The following is a 25,950-nucleotide window of genomic DNA, read 5'->3' on the forward strand; positions in this document are numbered from 1 at the left end:
AATTTAACTATCTTTTATTGATCAAAAAAACAGATTTTATTCAAGTCGATATATAGAATTATCTCTTTACCTATATCAATTGAAATTGAGGAAGAAAATTTTCCAAGCACCTCTTGACCCAAATAGTCAAAGGTAATTATTTGCTCATGCCCAACGTATTCATTTAATATTGGAGTAACTTTAATCTCAGCAAAATTATCATCTTTAGCTACTCTTACCGCATGTTCTTTCTTAAAAAAAATATGTTCTGGTCTCACTCCTAATAGTACTTGATTAGTCTTATTTGAAATTAAATCTTTATTATCAATCAGTATTTTAAATTTATTTTCAGCGCTTTCAGGTAAAAAATTTTTTTTATTATTTTCATCAATGATATTTCCTTTTACAAAATTCATTGGAGGAGACCCAACAAAGTCAGCTACAAAAACACTATTTGGATTATTGTAGATATTAGTAGGGGTATCATACTGCTCTATTCTACCATTATTCATTAACGCTATTTTTGTACCTAAAGTCATTGCTTCAGTTTGATCGTGAGTCACATATACCATAGTCGTTTTTAATTTTTGATGAAGTTTCTTCAATTCTCTTCTCATCTCCACTCTTAGCTTTGCATCTAAATTTGATAAAGGCTCATCAAACAAAAAAATTTTTGGATCTCTTGTGATAGCTCTTCCAATTGCTACTCTTTGACGTTGACCACCAGATAATTGTTTTGGTAATCTGTCCAAATAATCATCTAATTGTAAAATTTTTGCTGCTTCATGCACTTTTTTTTCAATTTCATCCTTTGGAGTTTTTTTTAATTTCAAACCTAAGGCCATATTGTCAAAAACATTCATATGTGGATATAAAGCATAAGATTGAAATACCATTGCTATTTCTCTATCTTTTGGATCAAGTTTATTTACAATTTTATCATCAATTGATATTTCTCCAGAATTGATTTCTTCTAAGCCAGCAATCATTCTTAACATTGTGGATTTTCCACTACCACTAGGACCAACTAATACAGTAAAGGACTTATCTTCTATTTTGATATCAACATCTTTAATGATATGCAAATCACCATAAAATTTATTAAGTCTATTAATTTTTATGTCAGCCATTTAAGTTATTCCAAAAGTTAATATCATTAATTTTTAATCTTAATATTTCTTTAAATCTAGGAAATCTTTTTGGTAAATCACCCCAAAGATCTTTATTTGCACAGAAGTCATCAACTTTGTCATCTTGTAAAAAATATTGTAACCACTCCCATTTAGGATCAATGTACTTAAATTCTATCTCATTATTGTTAATTTTTTTCATAAATATATACCAGCTAGCAATAGATGTAATAGCTCTATGAGGTTCTTTATTATTTAAAAAACTTTTTTCTATTGTAGGTATTACAAAAATTGGAAATTTACTTGAACCATCCATACAAATTCTTTCAAGAGCATCACTTATATACAAGTTTTTAAATCGACTATAAATAGTATTGAGATACTCAGGTAATTCTATTGGACTCATATTTCCTAGTGCAGGTAGAATTTCCTCATTTTCTAATTCCTTAAAAAAGTTATCCAAAAACTTTTCTTTAAAACATTGATCAAATGTATTCAGTCCTTTTAGAGCACCAAAGTATGCCAAACATGAATGACCACCATTTAAAACTCTTATCTTTGTTTCTTCAAAGTTAATTACATTTGATGTAAAATATACATTGTCTAATTGATCTAGTGAGGGAAATGGAGCTGCAAAATCTTCCTCTATTACCCATTGAATGAAATCTTCAGAAAGAACTGAGCAATTTTCTTTTACATTGAAATTACTTTCTATTTCCGCAGCCAAGTTTTCTGGTGTTCTAGGAGTAATCCTATCCACAACACATGAAGGAAAGGTCACGTTTTTTGATAACCAATTGATTAATTCTTTATCATTAATTAATTCTAAGTATTTAATTAATGAATTTTTTAAAATCTTTCCATTTTCTCTTAAATTATCACAACAAAGAATAGTAATTGGTTTGTTTATTGATCTTTTTCTATTATTTAAAGCAATTCTCAAATACGAATAAATTGAATTAGATATTTTATTATTTAATTCATTTTTTATTAATTCGTTATTTTGATCAAGCTCATTCTTTTCATTTAAAAAATAACCAGTTTCAGTAACTGTGATTGTTACTAGATGAATATCTTCATTATTTAATATTTTTTCTGAATTTTCTTTGTCAGTAGACCAGTCATTTAGATCAATAATTGATTTAATATTTTTATATTTAACATCACCATTTGATGAAATAGTCTTTAATATATAATCACCATTACGTTTTTTTAAATTATTTATAATATTTGAGCTATTTGAGATTAGATTTAATCCAACAATTCCCCAATTAAATTCAGAATTTTTTTCTATATATTCATCAATTAAGTAAGCTTGATGAGATCTGTGAAAATTACCCACACCAATATGCAAAATTCCTGGTTTTAATTTTTTTTTTTCAAAACTACTCTCAATTAATTGTATAGAATTTTGATTTATTTCATTTTTCAAAATCATCTATTTAACAGCTCCAAAAGTTAAGCCTCTGACTAATTGCTTTTGAGTTAACCAACCCAAAAATAAAACAGGCAAAACTGATAAAGTAGATGCTGCAGATAGTTTTGCATAAAATAAACCTTCAGGACTTGAATAGGAAGCTATAAATGTTGTGAGAGGTGCTGCATCAACTGATGTTAAATTTAATGTCCAGAACGCTTCATTCCAAGCAAGCACAATACAAAGCAGAGTAGTAGATGCTAACCCAGGCAATGAGAGTGGCAGCAAAACATAAACTATTTCTTGAAAAGTATTTGCACCATCTATTCTTACTGCCTCTAGAATTTCATTAGGAATTTCTTTAAAGTACGAATACAAAAGCCAGATCATTATTGGTAAATTTACAAAACATAAAACTACAATCATTCCTATTTTTGAATCCAAAAGTGATAGGTCTCTAAAAATTAAATATATTGGAATTAATACACCAACTGGTGGCATCATTTTTGTTGATAATATCCATAACAAAGTTCCCTTAGTTCTTTTTGTAGGGTGAAAAGACATAGACCAAGCAATTGGTATTGATAAAATTAACCCTAATATTGCTGAACCAAAAGAAATTATTACAGAGTTTAAAGCAAATCTAAAATAGTTACTTCTTTCTTGTACAATTCCATAATTTTCAATTGTTGGTTCAAATGAAAAAAATAAGGGTGGAATAGCTACTGCATCTAACTCAGTTTTAAATGATGTGACAATCATCCATAAAATTGGAAAGAACATTATTAAGGAAATTAACCAAGCTAAAAAAGTTAAAGTAATTTTTTTTTTCATAATTATTGTAAATTTTTTCCAATCATTTTAACTAAAAAGAATGCAACTATATTCGCGAGGATTACAACAACTACCCCACCAGCAGATGCTATTCCAATATCAAATTTTAATAGTGCTTCAGTAAAAACTAAAAATGCTAGGTTTGTTGTAGCTAAACCCGGTCCACCAGTTGTAGTTACAAAAATTTCGGCAAAAATAGTGAGTAAGAATATTGTTTCAATTAAAATGACAATAGCAATTGGTCTTAATAAATGAGGCAATGTTACATATCTAAAAATTTGAAATTGATTTGCTCCATCTATTTTACTTGCTTCTATTTGATCTTTGTCAACTGATTGTAAACTTGTCAATAATATAAGAGTAGCAAATGGTATCCATTGCCAAGAAACAATTATAATTATTGAAAGCATCGGAACATGTGTAAACCAGTCAATAGGATCTAAACCAAATAATGATAGTAACCATGCAAATAAACCTGAAACAGGGTTCATAAATAAGTTTTTCCAAATTAATGCACTAACAGTAGGCATTATAAAAAAAGGAGCTATTGCTAAAATTCTTGCGAAACCTCTTCCAAAAAAATTTTGGTTTAATAACAGTGCAAATGCAATTCCAAACAATACTGAAACAATTAAAACAGAAAAAACTAAAACAAAAGTATTCCATAAAGCTTCTAAAAAAGCAAAATCGGTTAAAAAATATTCGTAGTTTAAAATACCAGTAAAATCTTGAACATCTGGATTCATTAAACTGTATCTTAGAAATGAAAAATAAATTGTCATACCCAATGGTACAGCCATCCAGATAAATAAAAGAGTGATTGTAGGATAGGATGTTGCTCTAGAAATAAACTTATTTTTCATAAGAAAACTTTAAGTTAATTTAGTTTAAAATAAAATAAAGGCCACTATTCAAATAGAGTAGTGGCCTTTGATATTTAAAAGTCTTAGTTACAATTATTTGATATAACCAGCTTTTTTCATTTCTTTTTCAGCAATCTTTTGAGCATTATTTAATGCTTTTTCCACTGAAATTTTTCCTGCTAATGCAGAGGATACTTGCTGACTTACAGATGTTGCAATTCCTTGGAACTCAGGAATAGCTGCAAACTGTACACCCATGTATGGTTTCTTTTTTAAAGTACCATTAAAAGATGGATCGGCAGTATTAATTGCATTTAAGGTCATAGCTGCGAAAGGAGCTTCATTTAAATAAGTTTGGTTCTTATATAAAGAAGTTCTTGTTCCTGGAGGAACGTTCGCCCATCCTTCTTTAGAAGCAACTAACTCAAGGTATTCTTTTGATGTAGCCCAATCAATAAATTTAGTAGCCGCATCAACCTTTTTAGAACCACCTGGAATTGCTAAAGACCAAGCCCATAACCAGTTAGAACCTTTGCAAGTTACAGCACAAGGTGCTTGTGCAAAGTCTACTTTGTCATGTACTTTTGATTGTTTAGGGTTTGTCACAAAACTTGCTGCAACTGTTGCATCAATCCACATTCCACATTTACCTTCATTGAATAAAGCAAGGTTTTCATTGAAACCATTTGAAGATGCTCCTGGAGGGCCATAGTTTTGTAATAAGTCAACATAAAATGAGACTGCAGCGTTCCACTCAGGGCTATTCATTTGTGGTTGCCAGTTTTCATCAAACCATCTTCCACCAAATGCGTTTGCAACTGTTGTAATGAAAGCTCCACCTTCACCCCAACCAGGTTTACCTCTTAAACAAGCACCATAAACTCCATCATTTCCTTCAGTGATTGCTTTAGCAATATCATAAACTTCTCCCCAAGTTGGTTGTTGAGGCATAGTCATACCTGCTTTAGCAACTAAGTCTTTTCTATACATAATCATAGAAGACTCACCATAGAAAGGAGCAGCATATAATTTACCATCAACTGATAAACCACTTCTTATAGCAGGTAATAAATCATCTACATCGTAAGCGGCGCTAAATTTTAATTCATTTAACCAATTTTTTCCTCCCCAAATTGGCACTTCATAAGTTCCAATTGTAAGAACATCAAATTGTCCACCTTTAGTAGTTATGTCTGTGGTAACTTTTTGTCTTAGAACGTTTTCTTCTAAAGTTACCCATTCAACGTTAATGCCAGTCTTAGAAGTAAAGTCACTTGTTAGACCTTGCATTCTAATCATGTCACCATTGTTTACTGTTGCAACTTTAATTGTCTCTGAATTTGCAGTTGTAGCAAATAAAAGAGCAAATAATGCAACCATTAGGTTTTTTAAGTTTTTCATATTTCTCTCTTAGTTTAAGTTAAAAAAACTAGCTTAAGATTTTTGATAAAATCAAACAAGAATTAATTCGAAATAATCCATTTATTCTTAATTAAAGCTACGAAAGGTCGCATAAATTTCTCTAAATTTTATGTCTTTTTTATTCAGTCTTAATTAGATATTTTAATTCCATAACCATGCAGCTCCTCGCACACCACTTGAGTCACCGTGCTTATTTTTTAAAATTTTAGTTCTTACTTTTTCTGAAAATGTATATTTCGGAATAATATCTGGAAGATTTTTATACAATCTATCAACATTTGACATTCCTCCACCTAAAATAATTGCTTCTGGATCAAATATTCCAATCATTACAGCAATTAATCTCGCAAATCTGTCTTCATATAATTTAAATTCTTCATTTGCTCTTTCATCGTTATTTTTATCTAATTCAACAATCTCGGGTGATTTATAATTTGTATTATATTTTTTATTAAAGATATCTGCAAAGCCTGTTCCTGAAATAAATTGTTCTGCACACAATGGTCTTCCACATGTTGGAGAAATACATTTTATTTCTGTATTTTTTTCATCTTCAGTTGGGTAGGGTAGTGGTTGGTGACCCCAATCCCCCGCAACTTGATTGGCACCTTCAATTATTTCTTTATTAAACGATAAACCGCCACCAAAACCAGTTCCAATTATGACACCAAAAACACTTTTAAAATCTTTACCAGCACCATCAATAGATTCTGAAAGTGTAAAGCAATTGGCATCATTCATCATTTTAATTTCACAGCTTAATTCTTTTTCTAAATCTTTTTTAAAAGATTTTTTATTTAACCAATCAGAGTTAGCATTGTGAACTAAGCCAGTTTCATTTGATAAAAAACCAGGTATAGCTATACCAACTGTTGCATCTTGTCTTGATTCTTGTTTAAAATTTTCAACAAATTTTTTTACAGTTTCTATTCCTGACTTATAATTTTTGTCATATCCTGATCTTTCTCTTTTTATTTCTTTTCCATTCTCATCAATCAGAATAGCTTCAATTTTGGTTCCACCATAATCTATTCCTATTTTAAATTTTTTATCCATGTTCTACTAAGGTATAAGCCAAGTTTTTTTTATGAATGTAGTTTCTGATCCTAAATTATCTCCATATTCAAATTTAGCTCTTCTATGACCCTTGGCTGCTAAATACAACCACTCTAAAGAATTTATTTTACATTGTATTACTGTAAAATTTTCATAACCTTTTTCACTCTCTTCATGAGTATAGTCGAAATTATCTAGTTCTGGTCTTAAGCCTGATGTAGGGTTTTCTGACTCAGTTCCAGGTCCACTATCTACAAGGTAACATTTTCTACTTATGTGACCTGTGTTTATCCAAGACTCTTTTGCGATTTCATTTTTATGATTAACTACACATTCAACTTTTGCTCTCACTTGTATCTTTTCGTCTTTATCATAAAATAACATAGCAGCCTTATTATTAGATTTTAGTTTTAGAATTTTATCAGATCGTATATCGCTATGAAATTGTAACAATCTCTCCTGTTGCTTTGATTTTCTTAGCACAACAATACGTCCATCTAAATCATTTTGATTTCCACACATGAAAGTAGGTATTCTAAATTGAGAGTTTCTATTTTTTACTGCGTCATCCAACATAAGCCAGATCTTTTTGATGATTTCATCAAAATTTTCATAGTATGCTGGTTGCATACAATTTTACTTTCTAAATCTTTTGATTAAACTTGAGGTATCCCATCTATTTCCACCAAGTTCTTGAACTTCTCCATAGTATTTATCGACTATTTCTGTAATAGGTAGTGATGAGCCATTATTTTTAGCTTCTTCCATAGCAATTTTTAAATCCTTTCTCATCCAATCTACCGCAAAACCAAAATCAAATTTATCATCAATCATAGTTTTGTATCTATTTTCCATTTGCCAAGATTGAGCGGCACCTTTTGAAATAACTTCAATTACATCTTCCATATTAAGACCTGCTTTCATACCAAAATTAATTCCTTCAGATAAACCTTGAACTAATCCAGCAATACAAATTTGATTTACCATTTTTGCTAGTTGTCCGCTTCCAGCACTTCCAAGTAATTTAATTTTTTTACTGTAACAATCAATTTTATCTTTTGCTTTATCAAAGTCAGCTTGGTCTCCACCAATCATAACTGTTAACGCACCGTTCTCAGCTCCCGCTTGCCCCCCTGACACTGGCGCATCTAAAGAACCAAAACCATTTTTTTTTGCGTAGTCGTAAATTTCTCTTGCAATTGTTGCTGATGCTGTAGTGTTGTCTATGTATACAGATCCTTTTTGAATTTTTTTAAATGCTCCTTTATCGCCAAATGTAACTTCTCTTAAATCGTTATCGTTTCCAACACATGTAAAAATATATTCAGCATCTTTAACAGCCTCAGCGGGTGTTTCTGCCATTTTACCTTTATATTCATTAACCCATTTTTCAGCTTTTGCTGTTGTTCTGTTAAAAACAGTTACATTGTGTCCGGCTTTTGATATATAACCAGCCATTGGGTAGCCCATAACCCCAAGACCTATGAAAGCAACATTACAAGTCATAATTTTTTTCTATGTTTAAAAGTTTAAGTTTAAAAGTAATAATATTTGGTTTTATTTTTACATTTTTTTCAAGCTTTGGACAGAGTTTTTTTTTAGGTTTATTTAATTCAAGTATTAGAGATGCACTGTCTATATCTCATGGTCAATTTGGTTCTATTTATGCTTCAGCAACTTTATTAAGTAGTTTTATATTAATATGGTTAGGAAAAAAAATTGATGATGTAAATGCAATTAAATTTGCTTTCTTTGTTATAATATCTTTAAGTATTTCATCTTTTTTATTCTCAAAAATAAATTCAATTGTTTTTTTATTTTTTGCAATTTTTCTAATGAGATTGTTTGGCCAAGGCCTGATGTCTCATACTGCAACAACAACAGTCTCAAGATACTTTGATAAATCTAGAGGAAAAGCCTTAAGCACTGCTTGGCTAGGTTTGTCATCAGCAGAATTTTTATTACCAGTAGCAATAGTATATCTATTAACTATTTTAGATTGGAGAGACCTTTGGGTAAGTTTTTCTTTATTAATCATATTATTTCTTTCTGTATCTTCAGTATTCTTGATAAGAAAATTAGATATAAATTCCAGAGAAACTGAAAACAAAAAAAATGAAGATGAAAATAAAATTAAACAATGGAAAAGATCTGAAGTTTTAAAAGATTATAAATTTTATATTATTTGTGGAAACTTATTGGCAATGCCTTGGATCTTTACTGGTTTTGCAGTTTTTCAATCATTTGTTCAATCCTCTAAAGAATGGGGTCCTTACGTTATCGCCCAATCCTTTATGGCTTATTCAATATTATCTGTAATTACTTTATTTGTAACTGGTTTTTTAATCGATAAGTTTACTAGTAGGAAACTATTGATATTTACGAATATCCCATTGATGCTTGCTACTTTGATATTAATTTTTTTCGACAATCCTTTTTCATCTTTTATCTTTTTGGGTTTAATGGGTATCACAAATGGTTTTGCTAATGTTTTGGGCTCATCAACTTGGGCTGAACTTTATGGAGTTAAATTTATAGGTGGGATTAAAGCCATGACATCCGCATTAATGGTTTTTTCAACTGCATTTGGGACAGCATTGTTTGGTTTCCTTATAGATAAAGGTTTTACAATTGAGCAAATAGCAAGTTTTTCAGGCTTATATATATTATCAATGTTTGTTCTATTATTTTTGATAAAAAACAAACTAAAACCTCAATATTTGTAGAATTTCTCCTTGCTTTTTTAGCTTTCCATGTGTAGATACTGCGCATGGCAAGAGTAACAGTAGAAGATTGTATCGATAAAGTTGAAAGTCCTTATGAATTGGTTTTAGTAGCAAAAGAAAGAGCCGCTCAACTAAGTTCAGGCATTGAACCAACATTAGATAGAGATAACGATAAAAATACAGTTATTGCGCTAAGAGAAATTGCAGAAGAAACAGTTAAAGTTCCTGATCTATCAGAAGCAGCAATTTACAAATTAAGAAAACACGTAGAACAAGTTGATGATGGTTCTGAAGATGATGAAGAAGTTGGTGATGATTTTGAAAGCTTATATAAAGGTGAGATATCAAAAAGTGGTGCACCTATATTACCATCTAAAAGAGCTAGAAAAACTCCTGAAAAAATTCAAGTATCAAAAGAAGATCTAGCTGAACTATCACAAACAGCTACTCCAGAAGTTGAAACTCCAGTTGCAGAAGAAGCTGCAGATCAAGAAATGTCATTAGAACAACCTGAAACTTCTTTAGAGCAAGAAACACCATCTGAACAATCTGAAGTTTCTTTAGAAGAAGTGTCAGCAAGTGAAGAACAAGCTGTAGATGAAACTACTGAAGACACTGATACTTCAAACTCTTAATAAAATAATATAAAATCATCGTATGAATAGGAAAGTTTCAGTTGCTCCTATGATGGATTGCACAGATCGTCACGAACGATACTTTTTAAGATTAATTTCAAAAAATACACTTTTATACACTGAAATGGTTGTCGATGAGGCAATCAATAGAGGAGATAAAAAAAAACTTTTAGAATTTAACATTGAAGAAAAACCAGTTGCGTTACAATTAGGCGGCTCATCTCCTAAATTGTTAGCATCAGCTACTAAAATTGGTGAAGATTTTGGTTATGATGAAATTAATTTAAATTTAGGATGTCCTAGCAGAAAAGTAGAAAAAAATAAATTTGGAGCTTGTTTGATGAAAGAACCAAATTTAGTTGCAGATTGTTTGACTGAAATGAAAGCTGCAACAAAACTTCCAGTTACAATCAAAACAAGAATTGGCTATGATAATGTTGAAGATTATGAAAACTTTCATAATTTCATCTCAATATTAAAAAAAGTTGGTATCACGACTTTTATAATTCATGCAAGAAAAGCAATGTTAGGAAAGTTTACTCCAAAACAAAACTTAAATATTCCACCTTTGAAATATGATTATGTTTATAAATTAAAACAAGATTTTCCTGATGATGAAATTATAATTAATGGGGGTATTACTTCTGTTAAAGAAATCAAAACTCATTTAGAAAAAACAGATGGTGTTATGATAGGAAGAGCAGCTTATCACACACCTTATTTGTTAGCTGATATTGAAAGAGAAATATTTAATAATGAAAACGTTCCAAGTAGACAAGATGTTATTGAACAACTTATTCCTTATGTAAAATCTGAATTAAAAAAGGGGACAAGACTAAATCAAATAATGAGACATACTTTAGGATTATTTCATGGTCAGTCAGGTGCAAGTTTTTGGAAAAGGTATTTAAGTGAAAATATGTGTGTACGTGATGCAGATGTGAAAAAAATTGATCACATAATGGATAAAGTAAAATTTAATAATTTTGATCGTAGCGTAGGTACTTCTGCTTAGTTCAATTATATCATACGAATATTCTTATGTAATTTTACTAATGGCTTTAACTGCTATACCAGTAGGTTTTGTTGCAGGTTTATTTGGAATTGGTGGTGGTTTAATTACAGTTCCATTTCTTTACTATATTTTTAATCAATTAGGAGTTGATCCACAATATGTTATGCATCTTGCGGTAGGCACATCTTTTGCAATAATAATACCAACATCTACTGTTTCCGTTATGACTCATCATAAATTTAAGGCTGTAGATTTTGAAATAGTTAAAAGCTATGGTTTATTTGTTGTATCAGGAGTAGTTGCTGGAACTATATTTGCTGCATCTTTAAAAACTAAGGCTTTAGTTTTATTTTTTTCAGTAATTATTTTTTTATTAAGTTTTTATTTACTTCTTCTTAAAGAGAAAGAGCAAAGTGTAATTAAAGAAATTAAATTAAGTTTAAAAATAATATTTGGCTTTATAGTTGGTTTTTTATCCGCTCCAATGGGAATTGGAGGAGCAATTATGAATGTTCCAATTTTGAAATTTTTTGGTTATTCGATCAATAAAGCAATAGGAAGTGCGGCAGCAATTGGATTTTTGATAGCTTTGTTTGGTGCGGGAGGATTTCTTATTTCTGGAAGTTATTTAAAGACAAATTTACCTTTAAGTATTGGATTTTTGAATGTTCCTGCTTTTTTAATCTTTATTCCAATAACAACTTTCATGGCACGAATAGGGGCTAAAACTGTTCATAAAATTGATAAAAGTAAAATTAGTAAATTTTTTGGTATCTTTTTATTGATAATAGCTTCAAAGTTTTTATACGAATATTTTAAATTATAGAATGGTTAACAAAGTTAATAAAAATTTCCTTAAATCCTCACATTATATTTATGATTTAAAACTTTGCTCAATTAGGATGATTGATAATTCAAACTTTCCCTGGATTATCTTAATTCCAAAAAGAAAAAGCATCACTGATATTACAGATCTAAAAAAAAATGATCGCGATCAATTAATGGAAGAGATTGTTTATTGCAGTAATATTATGAAGAAAGTTTTTAAAACATCTCGATTAAACGTTGAAAAAATAGGCAATATTGTGCCTCAATTACATATCCATATAATTGCTAGAAAAAAAACAGATGCAACTTGGCCATTACCTGTTTGGGTCGCTAAAGCAAAAAATTACAAAAAAAAAGAATTAGATATCAATATAAAGAAAATAAGAGATGCTTTCTTAAAAAAAAAGAGGTGACTTCAGTCTCCCTCCATCACCTCACACTTCTATATTAGATGATTCTTTACAGTTTTGTGAACACTTGTTAGTTGAATCTAATAATTATAAACATCAATTATGAGTTTAAATTTTCTGATCGTACTCACCTATTTTGCCAGTTTTCTGAAGCAGATCATCAATAAAATCAAATATTTTTTTCTTTCTATCGTCAGAGGTTGGACTTTCAGTTACCACAACTAATGAGGGTTTATTTGATGAAGCTCTTATTAAACCCCAAGATCCATCAGCAAAAGAAAATCTTACACCATTAACTGTTAATACTTCACTTATATTCTGTCCATCAATAAGTTTTTTGCCTTCTTTTATCTTTTGAACTTCTTTAACCAATTCTTCAACTACATTATATTTTTCCTCATCTTTACAATAAGGTGCCATAGTGGGAGTTTGATAAGTGTTTGGTAATTCACTTATAATTTCACTCATCTTTTTATTTTGATTATTTAATAAATGACAAACCTGGATTGCAGAATTTATTCCATCATCATATCCATATCCTAATGGTTGATTAAAAAAGAAATGACCACTTTTTTCAAAACCGGCAAGTGCTTTTTCATGATTTACTTTTCTTTTAATATGTGAATGTCCTGTTTTCCAATATATTGTTTCACAGTTATTTTCTCTTAAAACTTTATCTGTTGAATAAAGACCAGTTGATTTTACATCAACTACAAATTTAGAATTTTTATGATTAGAAGCTAAATTTCTTGCAATTAGTAATCCAATTTTATCTGAAAAAATCTCATTACCTTTATCATCTATTACACCAACTCTATCTCCGTCCCCATCAAAACCAAAACCAATATCTGCATTATTATCTTTAACTGCTTTTGCTATTGCATGTAACATTTCCAAATCCTCTGGATTTGGATTGTATTTTGGAAATGTCCAGTCTAATTCACAGTCAAGTTCTATTACTTCACAACCAATTCCTCTTAATATATCAGGAGCAAAAACTCCAGCTGTACCATTTCCACATGCAACAACAGCTTTAATTTTTTTCTCTATCTTATTTTTTTCAATTAAATCCTGTTTATAAATTTTATCAAAATCTTTAATCTGTTTTTCATTTCCATTTCCAGTTAGAAATTTTTCATTAAGAGTAATTTCTTTCAATTCTTTCATTTCATCAGGTGCATGTGTTAGTCCTTTTTGAATTCCCATCTTTACACCCGTCCAACCATTTTCATTATGGCTCGCAGTTACCATTGCAACAGCATCAGAGTTTAAATTAAATTGAGCAAAATAAACCATTGGCGATAAAGACAAACCAACATCTTCAACATTGCATCCAGTAGAAATCAAACCTTCCTTTAAAGCTGACTTAATTTCTTCACTATAAGACCTGTAATCATGCCCAACTATTATTCTTGGATTTTCTTTTTTTGTATGTTTTATAATTTGTGTTCCTAAACCTTTTCCTAAATTTATGATTCCATCTTTATTGATGTCTTTTTCATATAGCCATCGTGCGTCATATTCTCTAAAGCCATAGGGGTCGATTTTTATATTGCGATTCATCTGTTAATTACTTACATTTTTTTTAATAATTTTATTGATCTTTTTTTTCATTGTTCTATAAATGTTCTATTGTATTACATGGCATATAGTGTATTACTGATTTGTATATACAACATATAGTTGTTTTAACCAAAATACTAATAAAAGTAAGAATTTATGAACAAAATATTGTCATTAGCAATCAAGAAAGCTGTCTCTGAATATACACCAGAGGTTAAAGAAGCTTCTGAAAGCAAAAGACCAGATCTCTTTTCATTAAATAATCAAACTGAGTTATTTCAAAATGACAAAGGAATTATCATTAAAATTGATAGGTCTAGAGATAGTAATTTAACTGATTTTGGTAAGGCTACATTGCTAGATAGATATTTAGGTCAGAATGAATCTTTTCAAGATTTGTTTGCAAGAGTAGCAAGTACATATGCAGATGATAATTTACATGCTCAAAGAATTTATAACTACATTAGCAATCTTTGGTTTATGCCAGCAACTCCTGTTTTATCAAACGGTGGTACGAAAAGAGGTTTACCAATTTCATGTTTCTTAAATGAAGCTTCAGATAGTTTAGGTGGAATTTTAGATTTATGGAGTGAGAACGTTTGGTTAGCTGCTAAGGGTGGTGGTATTGGAAGTTATTGGGGTAACCTTAGATCAATTGGAGAAAAAATTGGAAGAGTAGGAAAGACTTCAGGGATTATTCCATTCATCAAAGTAATGGACTCATTAACAATGGCAATTAGCCAAGGTTCTCTTAGAAGAGGATCTGCAGCATGTTATCTACCTATTGATCATCCTGAAATAGAAGAATTTATAGAAATGAGAAGACCAACTGGAGGTGATCCAAATAGAAAAGCTTTAAACTTACATCATGGTGTTCTTATTTCAGATGCTTTCATGAGAGCAGTTGAAACAGATGATCAATGGGCATTAAAAAGTCCGGCTGATGGTTCAATACAACAAACCATATCAGCAAGAAATCTTTGGATTAGATTGTTAACTGCGAGAATAGAAACAGGCGAACCTTATATTATTTATATCGATACGGTTAACAGACAAATTCCACAACACCACAAGTTAGCAAACTTAACAGTTAAAACTTCAAACTTGTGTAGTGAGATTACTTTACCTACCGGAATTGACAAAGATGGAAATGATAGAACAGCTGTATGTTGTTTATCATCTTTAAACTTAGAAAAATATGATGAGTGGAAAGACGATAAAGACATGATTCCAGATGTGATGAGATTTTTAGATAATGTTCTAAGTGATTTTATTAATAAAGCTCCAGATCAATTTAAAGACGCAAAATATTCTGCTGAAAGAGAGAGAAGTGTTGGTTTAGGTGTAATGGGCTTTCATTCATTTCTACAACAAAAAAGAATTCCATTAGAGTCGGTAATGGCAAAGTCATGGAATAAAAAAATATTTAAACACATTAGCGATCAAGTTGATCAAGCTTCAAAAGATTTAGCTGAAGAAAGAGGAGCATGTCCAGATGCAGCTGAGTATGGTTATCAAGAAAGATTTTCTAACAAAACAGCAATAGCTCCAACAGCATCAATTTCTATTATATGTGGTGGTGCATCACCAGGAGTAGAACCTATCGCTGCTAATAGTTATACACACAAAACATTGTCGGGTTCATTCAATGTTAGAAACAGATACTTGGAAGAAATTTTAGAAAATCATGGAAAAAATGATGAAGAAACTTGGTCAAGTATTACAACAAACCAAGGTTCAGTTTCTCATTTAGATTTTTTAACTGATTTAGAAAAAGATGTTTTCAAAACAGCTTTTGAATTAAACCAAAAATGGATTATAGAATTAAGTGGAGATAGAACACCTTATATATCTCAAGCGCAATCGGTAAATTTATTTTTACCAGCAGATGTACATAAGAGAGAGCTTCACAAAATACATTTTGATGCTTGGAAAAAAGGCTTAAAAAGCCTTTATTATTGCAGATCAAAATCAATTCAAAGAGCAGAGAACGTTAATGATGCAAAATCTACAGACGTTCTTGCTAATGTTTATAAAAATAAATCAACAAGTAACGAACCAGAATACGAGGAGTGTTTATCATGTCAGTAGCAGAAAATGTTAAGAATACAGAAACAACAAAAAATAATAATGGATTATTGGTAGGAAATCCTGTTTATAAACCATTTAGATATCCATGGTGCTATGATGCATGGCTAACACAACAAAGAATTCACTGGTTACCAGAAGAAGTTCCACTAGGAGACGATGTAAGAGATTGGCAAAAAAATTTAAGCCCATCTGAAAAAAATTTACTTACACAAATTTTCAGATTTTTTACTCAAGCTGATGTTGAAGTAAGTAACTGTTATATCAGACATTATATGAATGTGTTTAAACCAACTGAAGTTTTAATGATGATGTCTGCTTTTGCTTCAATGGAAACAGTTCATATTGCAGCTTATTCTCATTTATTAGATACCATTGGCATGCCAGAGTCTGAATATTCGGCTTTCATGAAATATAAAGAAATGAAAGATAAATATGATTATATGCAGGGCTTTGATGTTAAATCAAATCACGATATTGCAAAAACAATAGCTGTGTTTAGTGCTTTTACTGAAGGACTACAATTGTTTGCAAGCTTTGCAATCCTTTTAAATTTTCCAAGACACAACAAAATGAAAGGTATGGGTCAGATCGTTACTTGGTCAGTGAGAGATGAAACTCTTCACTGTAATTCAATGATTAGATTGTTCAAAGATTTCATTAAAGAAAACCCTGAAACATGGACACCTCAATTAAAGAAAGAAATCTATGAAGCATGCAGAACAATAGTGCATCATGAAGATGCTTTTATCGATTTAGCTTTCCAAATGGGTCCAATGGAAGGATTAACTGCTCAAGATGTTAAGAATTATATTAGATTTATTGCTAACAGAAGATTAGATCAATTAGGATTAGAACCAATTTATAAAGTTGAAAAAAATCCTCTTGGTTGGTTGGATACGATGCTGAATGCAGTTGAACACATGAACTTCTTTGAAGGACGTGCAACAGAATACTCTAAAGCATCAACGCAAGGAACTTGGACAGAAGCTTTTAGTTAAAAATTTATCTTTGATTAAGTTGTAAAACTTTTCTGTGTTTGCTACCTTTGTAGCTCGCAAGTGGCCTAATTAATTTATTAGCCGCATGTTGCTCCATTATATGAGCGGACCAACCTGTAATTCTTGAGATTACAAAAATAGGAGTAAAAAAGTCTGTATCAAATCCCATTAAGTGATATGTAGGTCCCGTTGGGTAGTCTACGTTTGGATAAATATTCTTTTTTTCAATCATCACTTTTTCCACAATGTCATAAATCTTTTCAAACTTTTTATCTTTTTTTATTTTAGCAACTTTACCAAAGTATTCTCTCATAGTTGGAACCCTTGAGTCTCCACTTTTATAAACTCTGTGACCAAAACCCATCACCACATCTTTATTAGCTAAGGCAGTATTAATCCATTTTAATGCATTTTCTGGTTTTTTAATTTTGTTCATCATATGCATCACTTCTTCATTTGCACCACCATGCAAGGGTCCTTTTAAACTTGCGATCGCTCCAGTGATTGCGCCATGAATATCTGATAAGCTAGAAGTGATTGTTCTTGCAGTAAAAGTTGAAACATTAAAGCTATGTTCTGCATACAAAATTAACGATACATCAAAAGCTTTGACTATTTCTTTTTGAGGAACTTTTCCAAAACACATATAGAAAAAGTTTTCTGCAAAAGTTAGATCTTTCTTTGGTTTAATTATTTTTTTACCTTTTCTTAATCTGTAAAAAGCAGCTAAAGCAGTAGGTGTTTTAGCAAAAATTCTTAATGCTTTTCTCATATTAGCTTCAGGTGAAGAGTCTGAAGTTTCTTTATCCTCTAATCCCATTACACTCACAGCAGTTCTTGCAACATCCATTGGATGAGATTTTTTAGGCATTCTCTTAATAATTTCGTACAAATCTTTTGATAGATCTCTATTTCCTCTTTCCTCTTTTTCAAACTTTCTAAGTTGAATTGTATTTGGAAGATCTTTGTTTAAAATTAAGTAAGCCACTTCTTCAAATCTACAATATTCACACAAATCTTGAGCAGCATAGCCTCTGTAAGTAAGAGAGTTTATTTCAGGCATTACTTTTGAAACTTCAGTTTCATCAACAACAATTCCTAATAATCCTTTTTTAATGTCTTCACTCATTATTCATGTCCTTCCGTACTAAAGTTATAAATTTTTTCATCTAAACTGTTGTATTTTTCATATTCAACAAGTTCATATAACCTTTTTCTAGTTTGCATCTTATCAATAATATTGTTTTGGTGTCCATTTGCATAAATGTCTCTCAAACCATCTTCTACATTTTTCATTGCTAAACGTTGAGTTGTAACTGGATAAATTACAATATTATAACCAAAGTTTTCTAATTCTTTGTAATTAAATAATTTTGATTTACCAAATTCAGTCATGTTAGCTAATAAATAACACGAAAGTTCTTTTCTAACTTTTTCAAAATCTTTTTCATCATGCAAAGCTTCAGGAAATACAATTTCAGCTCCAGCATCAATGTATGCTTTACATCTTTCAATCATCTTATCGATGCCCTCAACACCTTTAGCATCTGATCTTGCAATAATTTTAAAGTTATCATCTTTTTTTGCATCAACACACTCTTTAATTTTTTTAACCATTGCTTCAGTAGAGATCAGTTCTTTGTTATCAAGATGTCCACATCTTTTTCTCTCAATTTGATCTTCTAAATGTACAGCTGTTATGCCAAATTCTTCAAAAGTTTCTATTGTCTCTTTACAAGATTTAAAACCAGTATCAATATCAACAATTGTTGGAAGATTTGTTACTCTTGAAATTAAATACGATCTAGTACTCACATCTTGTAAAGTTGTTAACCCAATATCTGGAAAACCAAGATCATTAGCCATTACACCCCCTGACACATAAACAGCATCATATCCAATTTCTTCAATTAATTTTGCTGTAAGTGGATTATAAGCACCAGGTACTCTTAATATTTTATTTGTTTTTAGTTTCTCGGAAAAATCTTTTCTTTTTTGACTCGGCTCTTTTTCAATAAAGTGCATTAAAATATTCCAACTTTTAAATTTCTCTTAATTTTTGATTTTCTTACTTCTATATTTAATTTATCTAAATGACCTGCTTTTAGATTTTTAAGATTTTGAACAGCTTTTAAAAATCTATCACTTTCTTTTTTATCAATAATACCTTCAGTTAAAATTTTGAATTTGTTGATATAATTTTCTCTTTTAAAAGGTCTAGCTCCATATGGATGAGCATCTGCTCTATCTAATTCTTCAGCTATTTTCTTACCATTATTTAAAGTTACAACAACTTTTGCACCAAAAGATTTATTTTCTGGATTTGGATCGTGATACTTTCTAGTCCACTTTTTATCTTCATGAGTTTTAATTGATCTCCAGATCTTAAGTGTACTTTTTCTATTAGCTCTTGCTTTAGTATATGATTTTACATGGTGCCAATCACCATCTTCTAAAGCTACAGCAAATATATACATAATAGAGTGGTCTAATGTTTCTCTACTTGCGTTAGGATCCATTTTTTGAGGATCATTTGCACCTGTTCCAATAACATAATGCGTATGATGACTAGTGTGAATATCAATTTTTTTAATTTGATTTAGGTTTGGAATTTTTTTTCTAAGAATTTTAGCAAGATCAATTAAGGCTTGTGATTGATATTCTGCAGAATATTCTTTTGTATATGTTTCAAGAATAGCTTTTTTTGTTTCACCTTTTTTTGGTAGTGGCACTTTATACAAAGCTTTTTTACCATCTAAAATTCTTGCTATCACACTATCTTCACCTTCATAAATTGGACTTGGAGCACCTTCACCTCTCATCACTCTATCAACAGCTTCTATTGCAAGTTTACCCGCATGAGCTGGTGCATAAGCTTTCCAACTTGATATTTCACCTTTTCTAGATTGTCTGGTTGAAACCGTCGTGTGTAACGCTTGTTGAACTGCTTGGTAAATAGTTTCTGTATTTAATTTTAGCATTGTACCAAGTCCAGCAGCAACACTTGGACCTAAGTGTGCAATGTGATCTACTTTATGTTTATGTAAACAAATTCCTTTAACTAGATTTACCTGAACCTCGTAAGCTGTGATAATTCCTCTAAGCAAATCCAATCCACTTTTCTTTTTTTGTTGAGCTACACTTAATAGAGGAGGAATGTTATCTCCAGGATGACTGTAGTCTGCTGCTAAAAAAGTATCATGAAAATCTAATTCTCTTACTGCAGTTCCATTTGACCAAGCTGCCCACTCACAATCAAACTTTAATTTAGAATTTACTCCAAACAAAGTTGCTCCATTTTTTCTAGAGTGTTTTAAAGCCATTTCTCTAGATGATATAACTGGTCTTCTGTTTAACGATGCAATTGCAACTGATGCATTATCAATAATTCTATTGATCACCATCTCAATTGCTGCCCTATCTAATTTTGCATTATCATTTGCAATCTCTGCAATTTTCCAAGCAAGTTGATTTTTTTTTGGTAAGTGAATTTTTGAAGGATAAACTTTAACTTTATGAACTATCATAATCTGACGGTGTTTTAGACCTAAAATTTAATTAATCAATATTAAAGATATATGGAGACAATTTTTTCAACACCAATAAAGTCTTTTATTAAGTGATTATGATATATTTCTTCAGAATTTTTTTCCGTGTATCCATTTTCAAGTAAAATTACAGGCATGTCCGCAGCTTTTGCTGCATTGGCATCAGTTTCACTATCACCAATCATTAAAGATTTTTTTACATCACCATCTAATATTTCTACTACACTTGTGAGATGTCTTGGATCAGGTTTACAATAATCAAAAGTATTAGATCCTGCCACATATTCAAAGTAATCATAAATTTTTATTTTTTTTAAAAGATCAATCGCTAAATGTTCTTGCTTATTTGTGCAAACGGCCATTGATATTTTTTTATCTTTGCACCATTTTAAGAAATCTAAAACTCCATTAATTAAAGTACTTTGATTAATTATATTTTTTCCATAAAAATCAATGAACTCATCAACCATTTGTTTCTTAACTTTTTCATCTTGAACTTTTCCAAATTCTTTTTTTGCCTGACCCCAAATAGATCTACCAATTAATGCACCAGCACCTTTACCAACTAAATTTCTAATATCTTCAGTTGATTTAGTTGGATAGCCAAATTTTTTCATTACATGATTGTGTGCCAACATTAAATCTGGAGCCGTATCGACTAATGTTCCATCTAAATCAAATAAAATTGTAAAGTTTTTAGTCATTAAAAGGTTATTTTAAGAAATATTTTGTGAGTTAAGTATCACTAATACATGAATATAAAGATTTTAAAACATGAAACAATCAAATTTACAAAAAATTCAAAATCAAATTCGAGACAAGTTTTTAAAACAGGGAATTAAAATGGTTGGCCCGGAAACAATTTTTTTTTCAAAAGATACAAAAATTGGAAAAAATGTAACTATTGAACCTTATGTGGTTTTTGGACCTAAAGTAAAAATTGGAAGTAATGTTGTAATTAAATCTTTTTCTCACTTAGAAGAGTGCAACATAATGAATAAAGTTGAGATAGGTCCATATGCAAGAATTAGACCTAAAACAATATTAAAAGAGGGTTCTAAAATAGGAAACTTTGTTGAAGTTAAAAAGAGTATTGTTGGTAAAAATTCAAAAGTAAATCATTTATCTTATGTGGGTGATAGTGATATTGGAAAATCAGTCAATATAGGCGCCGGAACAATTACTTGTAATTATGATGGGGTTAACAAAAATAAAACAAAAATTAAAGATAATGTATTTATAGGTTCTAATTCTTCTTTAGTAGCACCGGTTACCATAGAAAATGATAGCACTGTAGGAGCTGGTTCAGTTATTACTAAAAAAGTAAATAAAAAATCATTAGCACTAACAAGAGCAAATCAGTTAGAAATAAAAAATTATAAAAGAAAGAAAAAATAAATGTGTGGAATTATAGGAATAACTAGTAACAAACCTGTTTCAGCATCAATCATTAATTCTTTAAGAAAATTAGAATACAGAGGTTACGACTCTGCAGGGATTGCCACTTTATCTAATGGTTTTATTAATGAAGTTAAAACTGAAGGAAGAGTTGATAAGTTGGAAAAAAATGTTTCACTTAAAAATTTAGAAGGTGTTGTAGGGATTGGTCATGTTAGGTGGGCAACGCATGGAGTTCCAAACACTGTTAATGCTCACCCACATTCATCAGAAAATGTATCTGTAGTTCATAATGGAATTATTGAAAATTCAACATTATTAAAAAAATACTTATTAAACAAAGGTTATAAATTTAAATCTCAAACAGATACAGAGGTAATAGTACATTTAATTTCTGAAAACTTAAAAGAATTAAATCTTGTTGATGCAATTACTAAAACTTTAAAACAACTTATTGGTAGTTTTGCACTTGGTATAATTTTTAAAGATGAGCCTGATTTAATTGTAGGTGCAAGAAGAGGTTCACCATTAGCTGTTGGATATGGTCCTAATGAAAATTACTTAGGTTCAGACTCTTATGCTCTAAAATCAATGACCAATAAAATTACTTATTTAGATGATGGTGAGTTTTGTATAATTAAAAAAGATCAAACAGAATTTTTTAATGAAAAGGGAGTTAAAGTTAATAAAAAAGTTTTAGAACTTTCTTCAAATGAAGAAAACTATGGAAAAGGGGATTACAAACATTTCATGGCTAAAGAAATTGAAGAACAGCCAACCACAATTAAAAATTGCATTAAAGAATACATCGACAATGCAAATAAAGAGATAAATATTTATAATTTTCCTTGGGATATAAAAGATATATCTTCCATTACTCTTATTGGTTGTGGAACTGCTTACCATTCTTGTTTAATGGCAAAATACTGGTTTGAAGAATTAACATCTCTTGATGTAAATATCGATATCGCATCTGAGTTTAGATATAGAAAAAATAGATTTAAAAAAGATGGATTATATATTTTTGTATCTCAATCAGGCGAAACTGCAGACACATATGCTGCATTAGAATTATGTAACAAAAATGATCTAAAAACTTGTTCAGTTGTCAATGTTGTAGAAAGCTCAATTGCAAGAGATTCAAATTTTGTTTTACCAATTCATTGTGGTCCCGAAATTGGTGTTGCTTCAACAAAAGCTTTTTTAGGACAATTAATGGTTCTTTATTTATTGGCTTTAAAAATTGGAAATTTAGATAAAACTCTAAGTTTAGATATTTATAAAGATAAAATTACTAGTATTCAAAAACTTCCAAAATTAATTAATGAAACCTTAAGTTTTGATAACAAAGTTCAGATTATTTCAAAAACATTCAACGAAGCAAAAGGATCAATGTTTCTTGGTAGAGGTTTTTCTTTTCCAATAGCATTAGAGGGTGCATTAAAGTTAAAAGAACTCTCATACGTTCATGCAGAAGGTTATCCTGCAGGTGAAATGAAACATGGACCTTTGGCGTTAATTGAAGAAGGTATGCCAGTTGTTGTACTTGCTCCAAGAGATAACTATTACAGAAAAACAATTTCCAATATGCAGGAAGTAATTGCAAGAGGTGCTAAAGTTTTATTGATTACAAATAAAAGTAAAGATGAGGTTATTCCTGAGAATATATGGGAAACAATTGAAGTAGAAAGTGCTGATGACGATCTCCTTCCTTTTTTATTAACAATTCCTTTACAAAAATTAGCTTATTATTCTGCTTTAAATAATGGTTACGACATAGATAAACCAAGAAATTTAGCAAAATCAGTCACAGTTGAATAAATTCTAATCTCTGTTACAACAATTTCTAGTTGAAAAAAATTTATGAGCAATTGGAAAATAAATAGCTGGAGAAATTATCCTGTAAAACACATTCCTGATTATCCTGATCAGGCAGAGTTGGATCAAGTTCTTAATAAGATAAGAACTTTTCCACCATTAGTTTTTGCAGGTGAGACTAGACATTTAAAATCACAATTAGCTGATGTTGTTGATGGTAAAGCATTTCTTCTTCAAGGTGGAGACTGCGCAGAGAGCTTTGCAGAATTTAATCCAGATAATATTAGAGACACTTTTAAATTAATTTTACAAATGTCATTAGTATTAACTTATTCAGCTTCTTTACCAGTTGTTAAAGTTGGAAGAATTGCTGGTCAATTTTCTAAACCAAGAAGCTTACCTGTTGAAGTGAAAGATGGTGTTGAGTTACCAAGTTATCTTGGAGATAATATCAATGGTATTGAGTTTAATGAAAAAGCAAGAATACCAGATCCAAAAAGATTATTTAAAGCTTACTCACAAGCTGCAGCAACTTTAAATTTAATTAGAGCATTTTCACACGGTGGATTTGCTGATTTGAAGAAAGTGCATACTTGGAACTTAGGATTTATAAAGAATACTCCAGAAGCAAAAAAATTCAAAGAACTAGAAGACAATATTGAAAAAGCATTAGCATTTATGGATGCGTGTGGAATTAATTCTGACTTTAATAGAAGATTAAAAACAGTAAACTTTTGGACTTCACATGAAGGTTTGCATTTACCTTATGAAGAAGCAATGACCAGAACAGATTCCACTACTGGAGAGAACCATGACACCTCTGCTCATTTTGTGTGGATAGGGGACAGAACAAGACAATTAGATGGTGGGCATGTAGAATTTTGTAGAGGAATAGAAAATCCTATCGGAATTAAATGTGGCCCAACTTTAGAACCTCAGGATCTAATTAATTTATGTAATAAAATAAATCCACAAAATGAAAAAGGCAAAATCACTCTAATATCTAGATTTGGGCATGATAAAGTTTCTAAGTTTTTACCAAAATTAATTAGAGCAATTAAAAAAGAAGGTATAAACGTAATTTGGTCTTGTGATCCTTGTCACGGAAATACAATTAAAGCAACATCAGGATATAAAACTAGACCTTTCAATGATGTATTAAAAGAAGTTAAAAATGTTTTTGAATGTCATCAAAGTGAAGGTAGTTATGCTGGTGGTTTACACATTGAGTTAACTGGTCAAAACGTTACCGAATGTACTGGTGGTGCGCAAAAAATTTCAGATGAAGACTTATCATCTAGATATCACACACACTGTGATCCAAGATTAAATGGCAATCAAGCATTAGAATTAGCCTTTTTAATTTCAGATGAGATTAAAAAGAATAGCAGTTATTCTAAAAACGCAGTTCAAGCGGCATCTTAGAATATTGAATTTAATCAATAGTCTGTTTAACTAATAATTATGAATGTTACAGAAAAAGCCAAATACATTTCTAAATGGATTAAAGATTACGCACTAGGAATGCCATCAAAAGCTGAATCTTTAGTTATTGGAGTTTCAGGTGGTATCGATTCATCTGTTTCAAGCACTCTAAGTGCTATGACAGGATTGCGAACAATTGTTCTTACAATGCCAATTAAACAGAAATCAAATCAACATGATTTAAGTTTAAAACATCAAAAATGGTTATTAGAAAATTTTGATAATGTAGAGGCTCATACAATAAATTTAGATAATTTATTTGAAAGTTTTACAAAAAGTTTGAGTAATTTCGACAATGAGCATGGATTTGCAAATTCAAGAGCAAGATTAAGAATGACAACACTTTATCAAGTAGCTGCAGCAAACAAAGGTATTGTTGTGGGTACTGGAAATAAAGTAGAGGATTTTGGAGTAGGTTTTTACACAAAATATGGTGATGGGGGAGTTGATATTTCTCCAATTGCAGATTGCAACAAAACAGAAGTTTGGGAATTAGGCAAAGAGCTAGGTATACTTAATGATATTATTAAAGCTGATCCAACCGATGGATTATGGGATGATGGCAGAACTGATGAAGGACAATTAGGTTTTAAATATCCTGAGCTTGAAGATGCTATGGTAAATCCAAACTCTCTTCATAGAGAAAAATACGAAAAAATTCGTAACCAAAATTTACACAAAATGGAGCCAATTCCAGTGTGTAAAATTCCTAACTAATCAATTTGATTCACAAA

The 25,950-nt window shown here is 30.4% G+C and carries 23 protein-coding genes and 1 pseudogene; 11 read left to right on the forward strand and 13 right to left on the reverse strand.

Going from position 1 to position 25,950, the window contains the following annotated elements:
• Positions 1-14 precede the first annotated feature (14 nt).
• From ACTT90_RS02760 to ACTT90_RS02795, 8 genes are all read right to left on the reverse strand, one after another.
• Positions 15-1,109: an ABC transporter ATP-binding protein gene (locus tag ACTT90_RS02760; protein ID WP_440937328.1), complete on the reverse strand. Its 1,095-nt coding sequence runs from the start codon at positions 1,107-1,109 to the stop codon at positions 15-17.
• Entirely contained in the window at positions 1,102-2,547 is a 1,446-nt protein-coding gene (locus ACTT90_RS02765; RefSeq protein WP_440937329.1) for a mannitol dehydrogenase family protein, read from the reverse strand. Before ACTT90_RS02765 ends, ACTT90_RS02760 begins: the two co-directional genes overlap by 8 nt.
• Positions 2,548-3,360 (reverse strand): carbohydrate ABC transporter permease, encoded by an 813-nt coding sequence (locus tag ACTT90_RS02770; protein WP_440937330.1) that lies wholly within the window; start codon positions 3,358-3,360, stop codon positions 2,548-2,550.
• Positions 3,361-3,362: 2 nt separating this feature from the next.
• Entirely contained in the window at positions 3,363-4,223 is an 861-nt protein-coding gene (locus tag ACTT90_RS02775; RefSeq protein WP_440937331.1) for a carbohydrate ABC transporter permease, read from the reverse strand.
• A gap of 93 nt (positions 4,224-4,316) precedes the next feature.
• On the reverse strand, positions 4,317-5,624 hold the full coding sequence (locus tag ACTT90_RS02780) for an ABC transporter substrate-binding protein (protein WP_440937332.1): 1,308 nt from the start codon (positions 5,622-5,624) through the stop codon (positions 4,317-4,319).
• A 162-nt stretch (positions 5,625-5,786) separates the two neighbouring features.
• Positions 5,787-6,701: an ROK family protein gene (locus ACTT90_RS02785; protein WP_440937333.1), complete on the reverse strand. Its 915-nt coding sequence runs from the start codon at positions 6,699-6,701 to the stop codon at positions 5,787-5,789.
• 6 nt (positions 6,702-6,707) lie between these two features.
• Positions 6,708-7,331, reverse strand: a complete 624-nt coding sequence (locus tag ACTT90_RS02790; RefSeq protein WP_440937334.1) for a flavin-binding protein — start codon at positions 7,329-7,331, stop codon at positions 6,708-6,710.
• Positions 7,332-7,337: 6 nt separating this feature from the next.
• Positions 7,338-8,207 carry an NAD(P)-dependent oxidoreductase gene (locus ACTT90_RS02795; RefSeq protein WP_440937335.1) on the reverse strand — a complete coding sequence of 290 codons (870 nt, stop codon included), beginning with the start codon at positions 8,205-8,207 and terminating at the stop codon, positions 7,338-7,340.
• 11 nt (positions 8,208-8,218) lie between these two features.
• Here ACTT90_RS02795 and ACTT90_RS02800 point away from each other — a divergent pair, with 11 nt between their 5' ends.
• From ACTT90_RS02800 to ACTT90_RS02820, 5 genes and pseudogenes are all read left to right on the forward strand, one after another.
• Entirely contained in the window at positions 8,219-9,427 is a 1,209-nt protein-coding gene (locus ACTT90_RS02800) for an MFS transporter (protein ID WP_440937336.1), read from the forward strand.
• Positions 9,428-9,471: 44 nt separating this feature from the next.
• Positions 9,472-9,852: pseudogene (gene rpoZ / locus ACTT90_RS02805) on the forward strand (DNA-directed RNA polymerase subunit omega); the annotation flags it as partial.
• A gap of 232 nt (positions 9,853-10,084) precedes the next feature.
• Positions 10,085-11,077 (forward strand): tRNA dihydrouridine(20/20a) synthase DusA, encoded by a 993-nt coding sequence (gene dusA, locus ACTT90_RS02810; RefSeq protein WP_440937337.1) that lies wholly within the window; start codon positions 10,085-10,087, stop codon positions 11,075-11,077.
• Between the two features lie 40 nt (positions 11,078-11,117).
• Positions 11,118-11,903, forward strand: a complete 786-nt coding sequence (locus ACTT90_RS02815; protein WP_440937338.1) for a sulfite exporter TauE/SafE family protein — start codon at positions 11,118-11,120, stop codon at positions 11,901-11,903.
• Between the two features lies 1 nt (position 11,904).
• Entirely contained in the window at positions 11,905-12,318 is a 414-nt protein-coding gene (locus tag ACTT90_RS02820) for an HIT domain-containing protein (protein WP_440937339.1), read from the forward strand.
• A gap of 105 nt (positions 12,319-12,423) precedes the next feature.
• On the opposite strand, the gene ACTT90_RS02825 is transcribed toward ACTT90_RS02820, so the two are convergent.
• Positions 12,424-13,878 (reverse strand): phosphomannomutase/phosphoglucomutase, encoded by a 1,455-nt coding sequence (locus ACTT90_RS02825; protein WP_440937340.1) that lies wholly within the window; start codon positions 13,876-13,878, stop codon positions 12,424-12,426.
• 156 nt (positions 13,879-14,034) lie between these two features.
• Between ACTT90_RS02825 and ACTT90_RS02830 the strand changes: the two genes are divergently transcribed.
• A complete protein-coding gene (locus tag ACTT90_RS02830; protein WP_440937341.1) occupies positions 14,035-15,969 on the forward strand; it encodes a ribonucleoside-diphosphate reductase subunit alpha in 1,935 nt (644 codons plus the stop codon).
• Positions 15,960-16,967, forward strand: coding sequence for a ribonucleotide-diphosphate reductase subunit beta (locus ACTT90_RS02835; RefSeq protein WP_440937342.1), 1,008 nt, complete (start codon positions 15,960-15,962; stop codon positions 16,965-16,967). The genes ACTT90_RS02830 and ACTT90_RS02835 overlap by 10 nt, the downstream gene beginning before the upstream one ends.
• Before the next feature lie 4 nt (positions 16,968-16,971).
• Here the strand turns inward: ACTT90_RS02835 and ACTT90_RS02840 are convergent, their stop codons facing one another.
• From ACTT90_RS02840 to ACTT90_RS02855, 4 genes are read right to left on the reverse strand one after another with little or no spacing between them, the layout of a single operon-like run.
• Positions 16,972-18,096: a bifunctional 2-methylcitrate synthase/citrate synthase gene (locus tag ACTT90_RS02840; protein WP_440937343.1), complete on the reverse strand. Its 1,125-nt coding sequence runs from the start codon at positions 18,094-18,096 to the stop codon at positions 16,972-16,974.
• Entirely contained in the window at positions 18,096-18,992 is an 897-nt protein-coding gene (gene prpB, locus ACTT90_RS02845) for a methylisocitrate lyase (protein WP_440937344.1), read from the reverse strand. The genes ACTT90_RS02840 and prpB overlap by 1 nt, the downstream gene beginning before the upstream one ends.
• Positions 18,992-20,494, reverse strand: a complete 1,503-nt coding sequence (locus tag ACTT90_RS02850) for an MmgE/PrpD family protein (RefSeq protein WP_440937345.1) — start codon at positions 20,492-20,494, stop codon at positions 18,992-18,994. Before ACTT90_RS02850 ends, prpB begins: the two co-directional genes overlap by 1 nt.
• Before the next feature lie 41 nt (positions 20,495-20,535).
• The gene (locus ACTT90_RS02855; protein ID WP_440937346.1) at positions 20,536-21,219 is read right to left on the reverse strand and encodes an HAD-IA family hydrolase; all 684 of its coding nucleotides are present in this window, start codon (positions 21,217-21,219) and stop codon (positions 20,536-20,538) included.
• Positions 21,220-21,289: 70 nt separating this feature from the next.
• On the opposite strand from ACTT90_RS02855, the gene ACTT90_RS02860 reads away from it, so the two are divergent.
• From ACTT90_RS02860 to nadE, 4 genes are read left to right on the forward strand one after another with little or no spacing between them, the layout of a single operon-like run.
• Positions 21,290-21,913: a DapH/DapD/GlmU-related protein gene (locus ACTT90_RS02860; protein ID WP_440937347.1), complete on the forward strand. Its 624-nt coding sequence runs from the start codon at positions 21,290-21,292 to the stop codon at positions 21,911-21,913.
• Positions 21,914-23,734 carry a glutamine--fructose-6-phosphate transaminase (isomerizing) gene (gene glmS, locus ACTT90_RS02865; protein ID WP_440937348.1) on the forward strand — a complete coding sequence of 607 codons (1,821 nt, stop codon included), beginning with the start codon at positions 21,914-21,916 and terminating at the stop codon, positions 23,732-23,734. It abuts the gene before it with no gap.
• Positions 23,735-23,776: 42 nt separating this feature from the next.
• Positions 23,777-25,156, forward strand: a complete 1,380-nt coding sequence (locus tag ACTT90_RS02870) for a class II 3-deoxy-7-phosphoheptulonate synthase (RefSeq protein WP_440937349.1) — start codon at positions 23,777-23,779, stop codon at positions 25,154-25,156.
• 39 nt (positions 25,157-25,195) lie between these two features.
• Positions 25,196-25,933 (forward strand): NAD(+) synthase, encoded by a 738-nt coding sequence (nadE, locus tag ACTT90_RS02875; protein ID WP_440937350.1) that lies wholly within the window; start codon positions 25,196-25,198, stop codon positions 25,931-25,933.
• The last annotated feature ends 17 nt before the right edge of the window (positions 25,934-25,950 follow it).

It is taken from the genome of Candidatus Pelagibacter sp., from assembly GCF_052049935.1.
Classification (GTDB): domain Bacteria; phylum Pseudomonadota; class Alphaproteobacteria; order Pelagibacterales; family Pelagibacteraceae; genus Pelagibacter.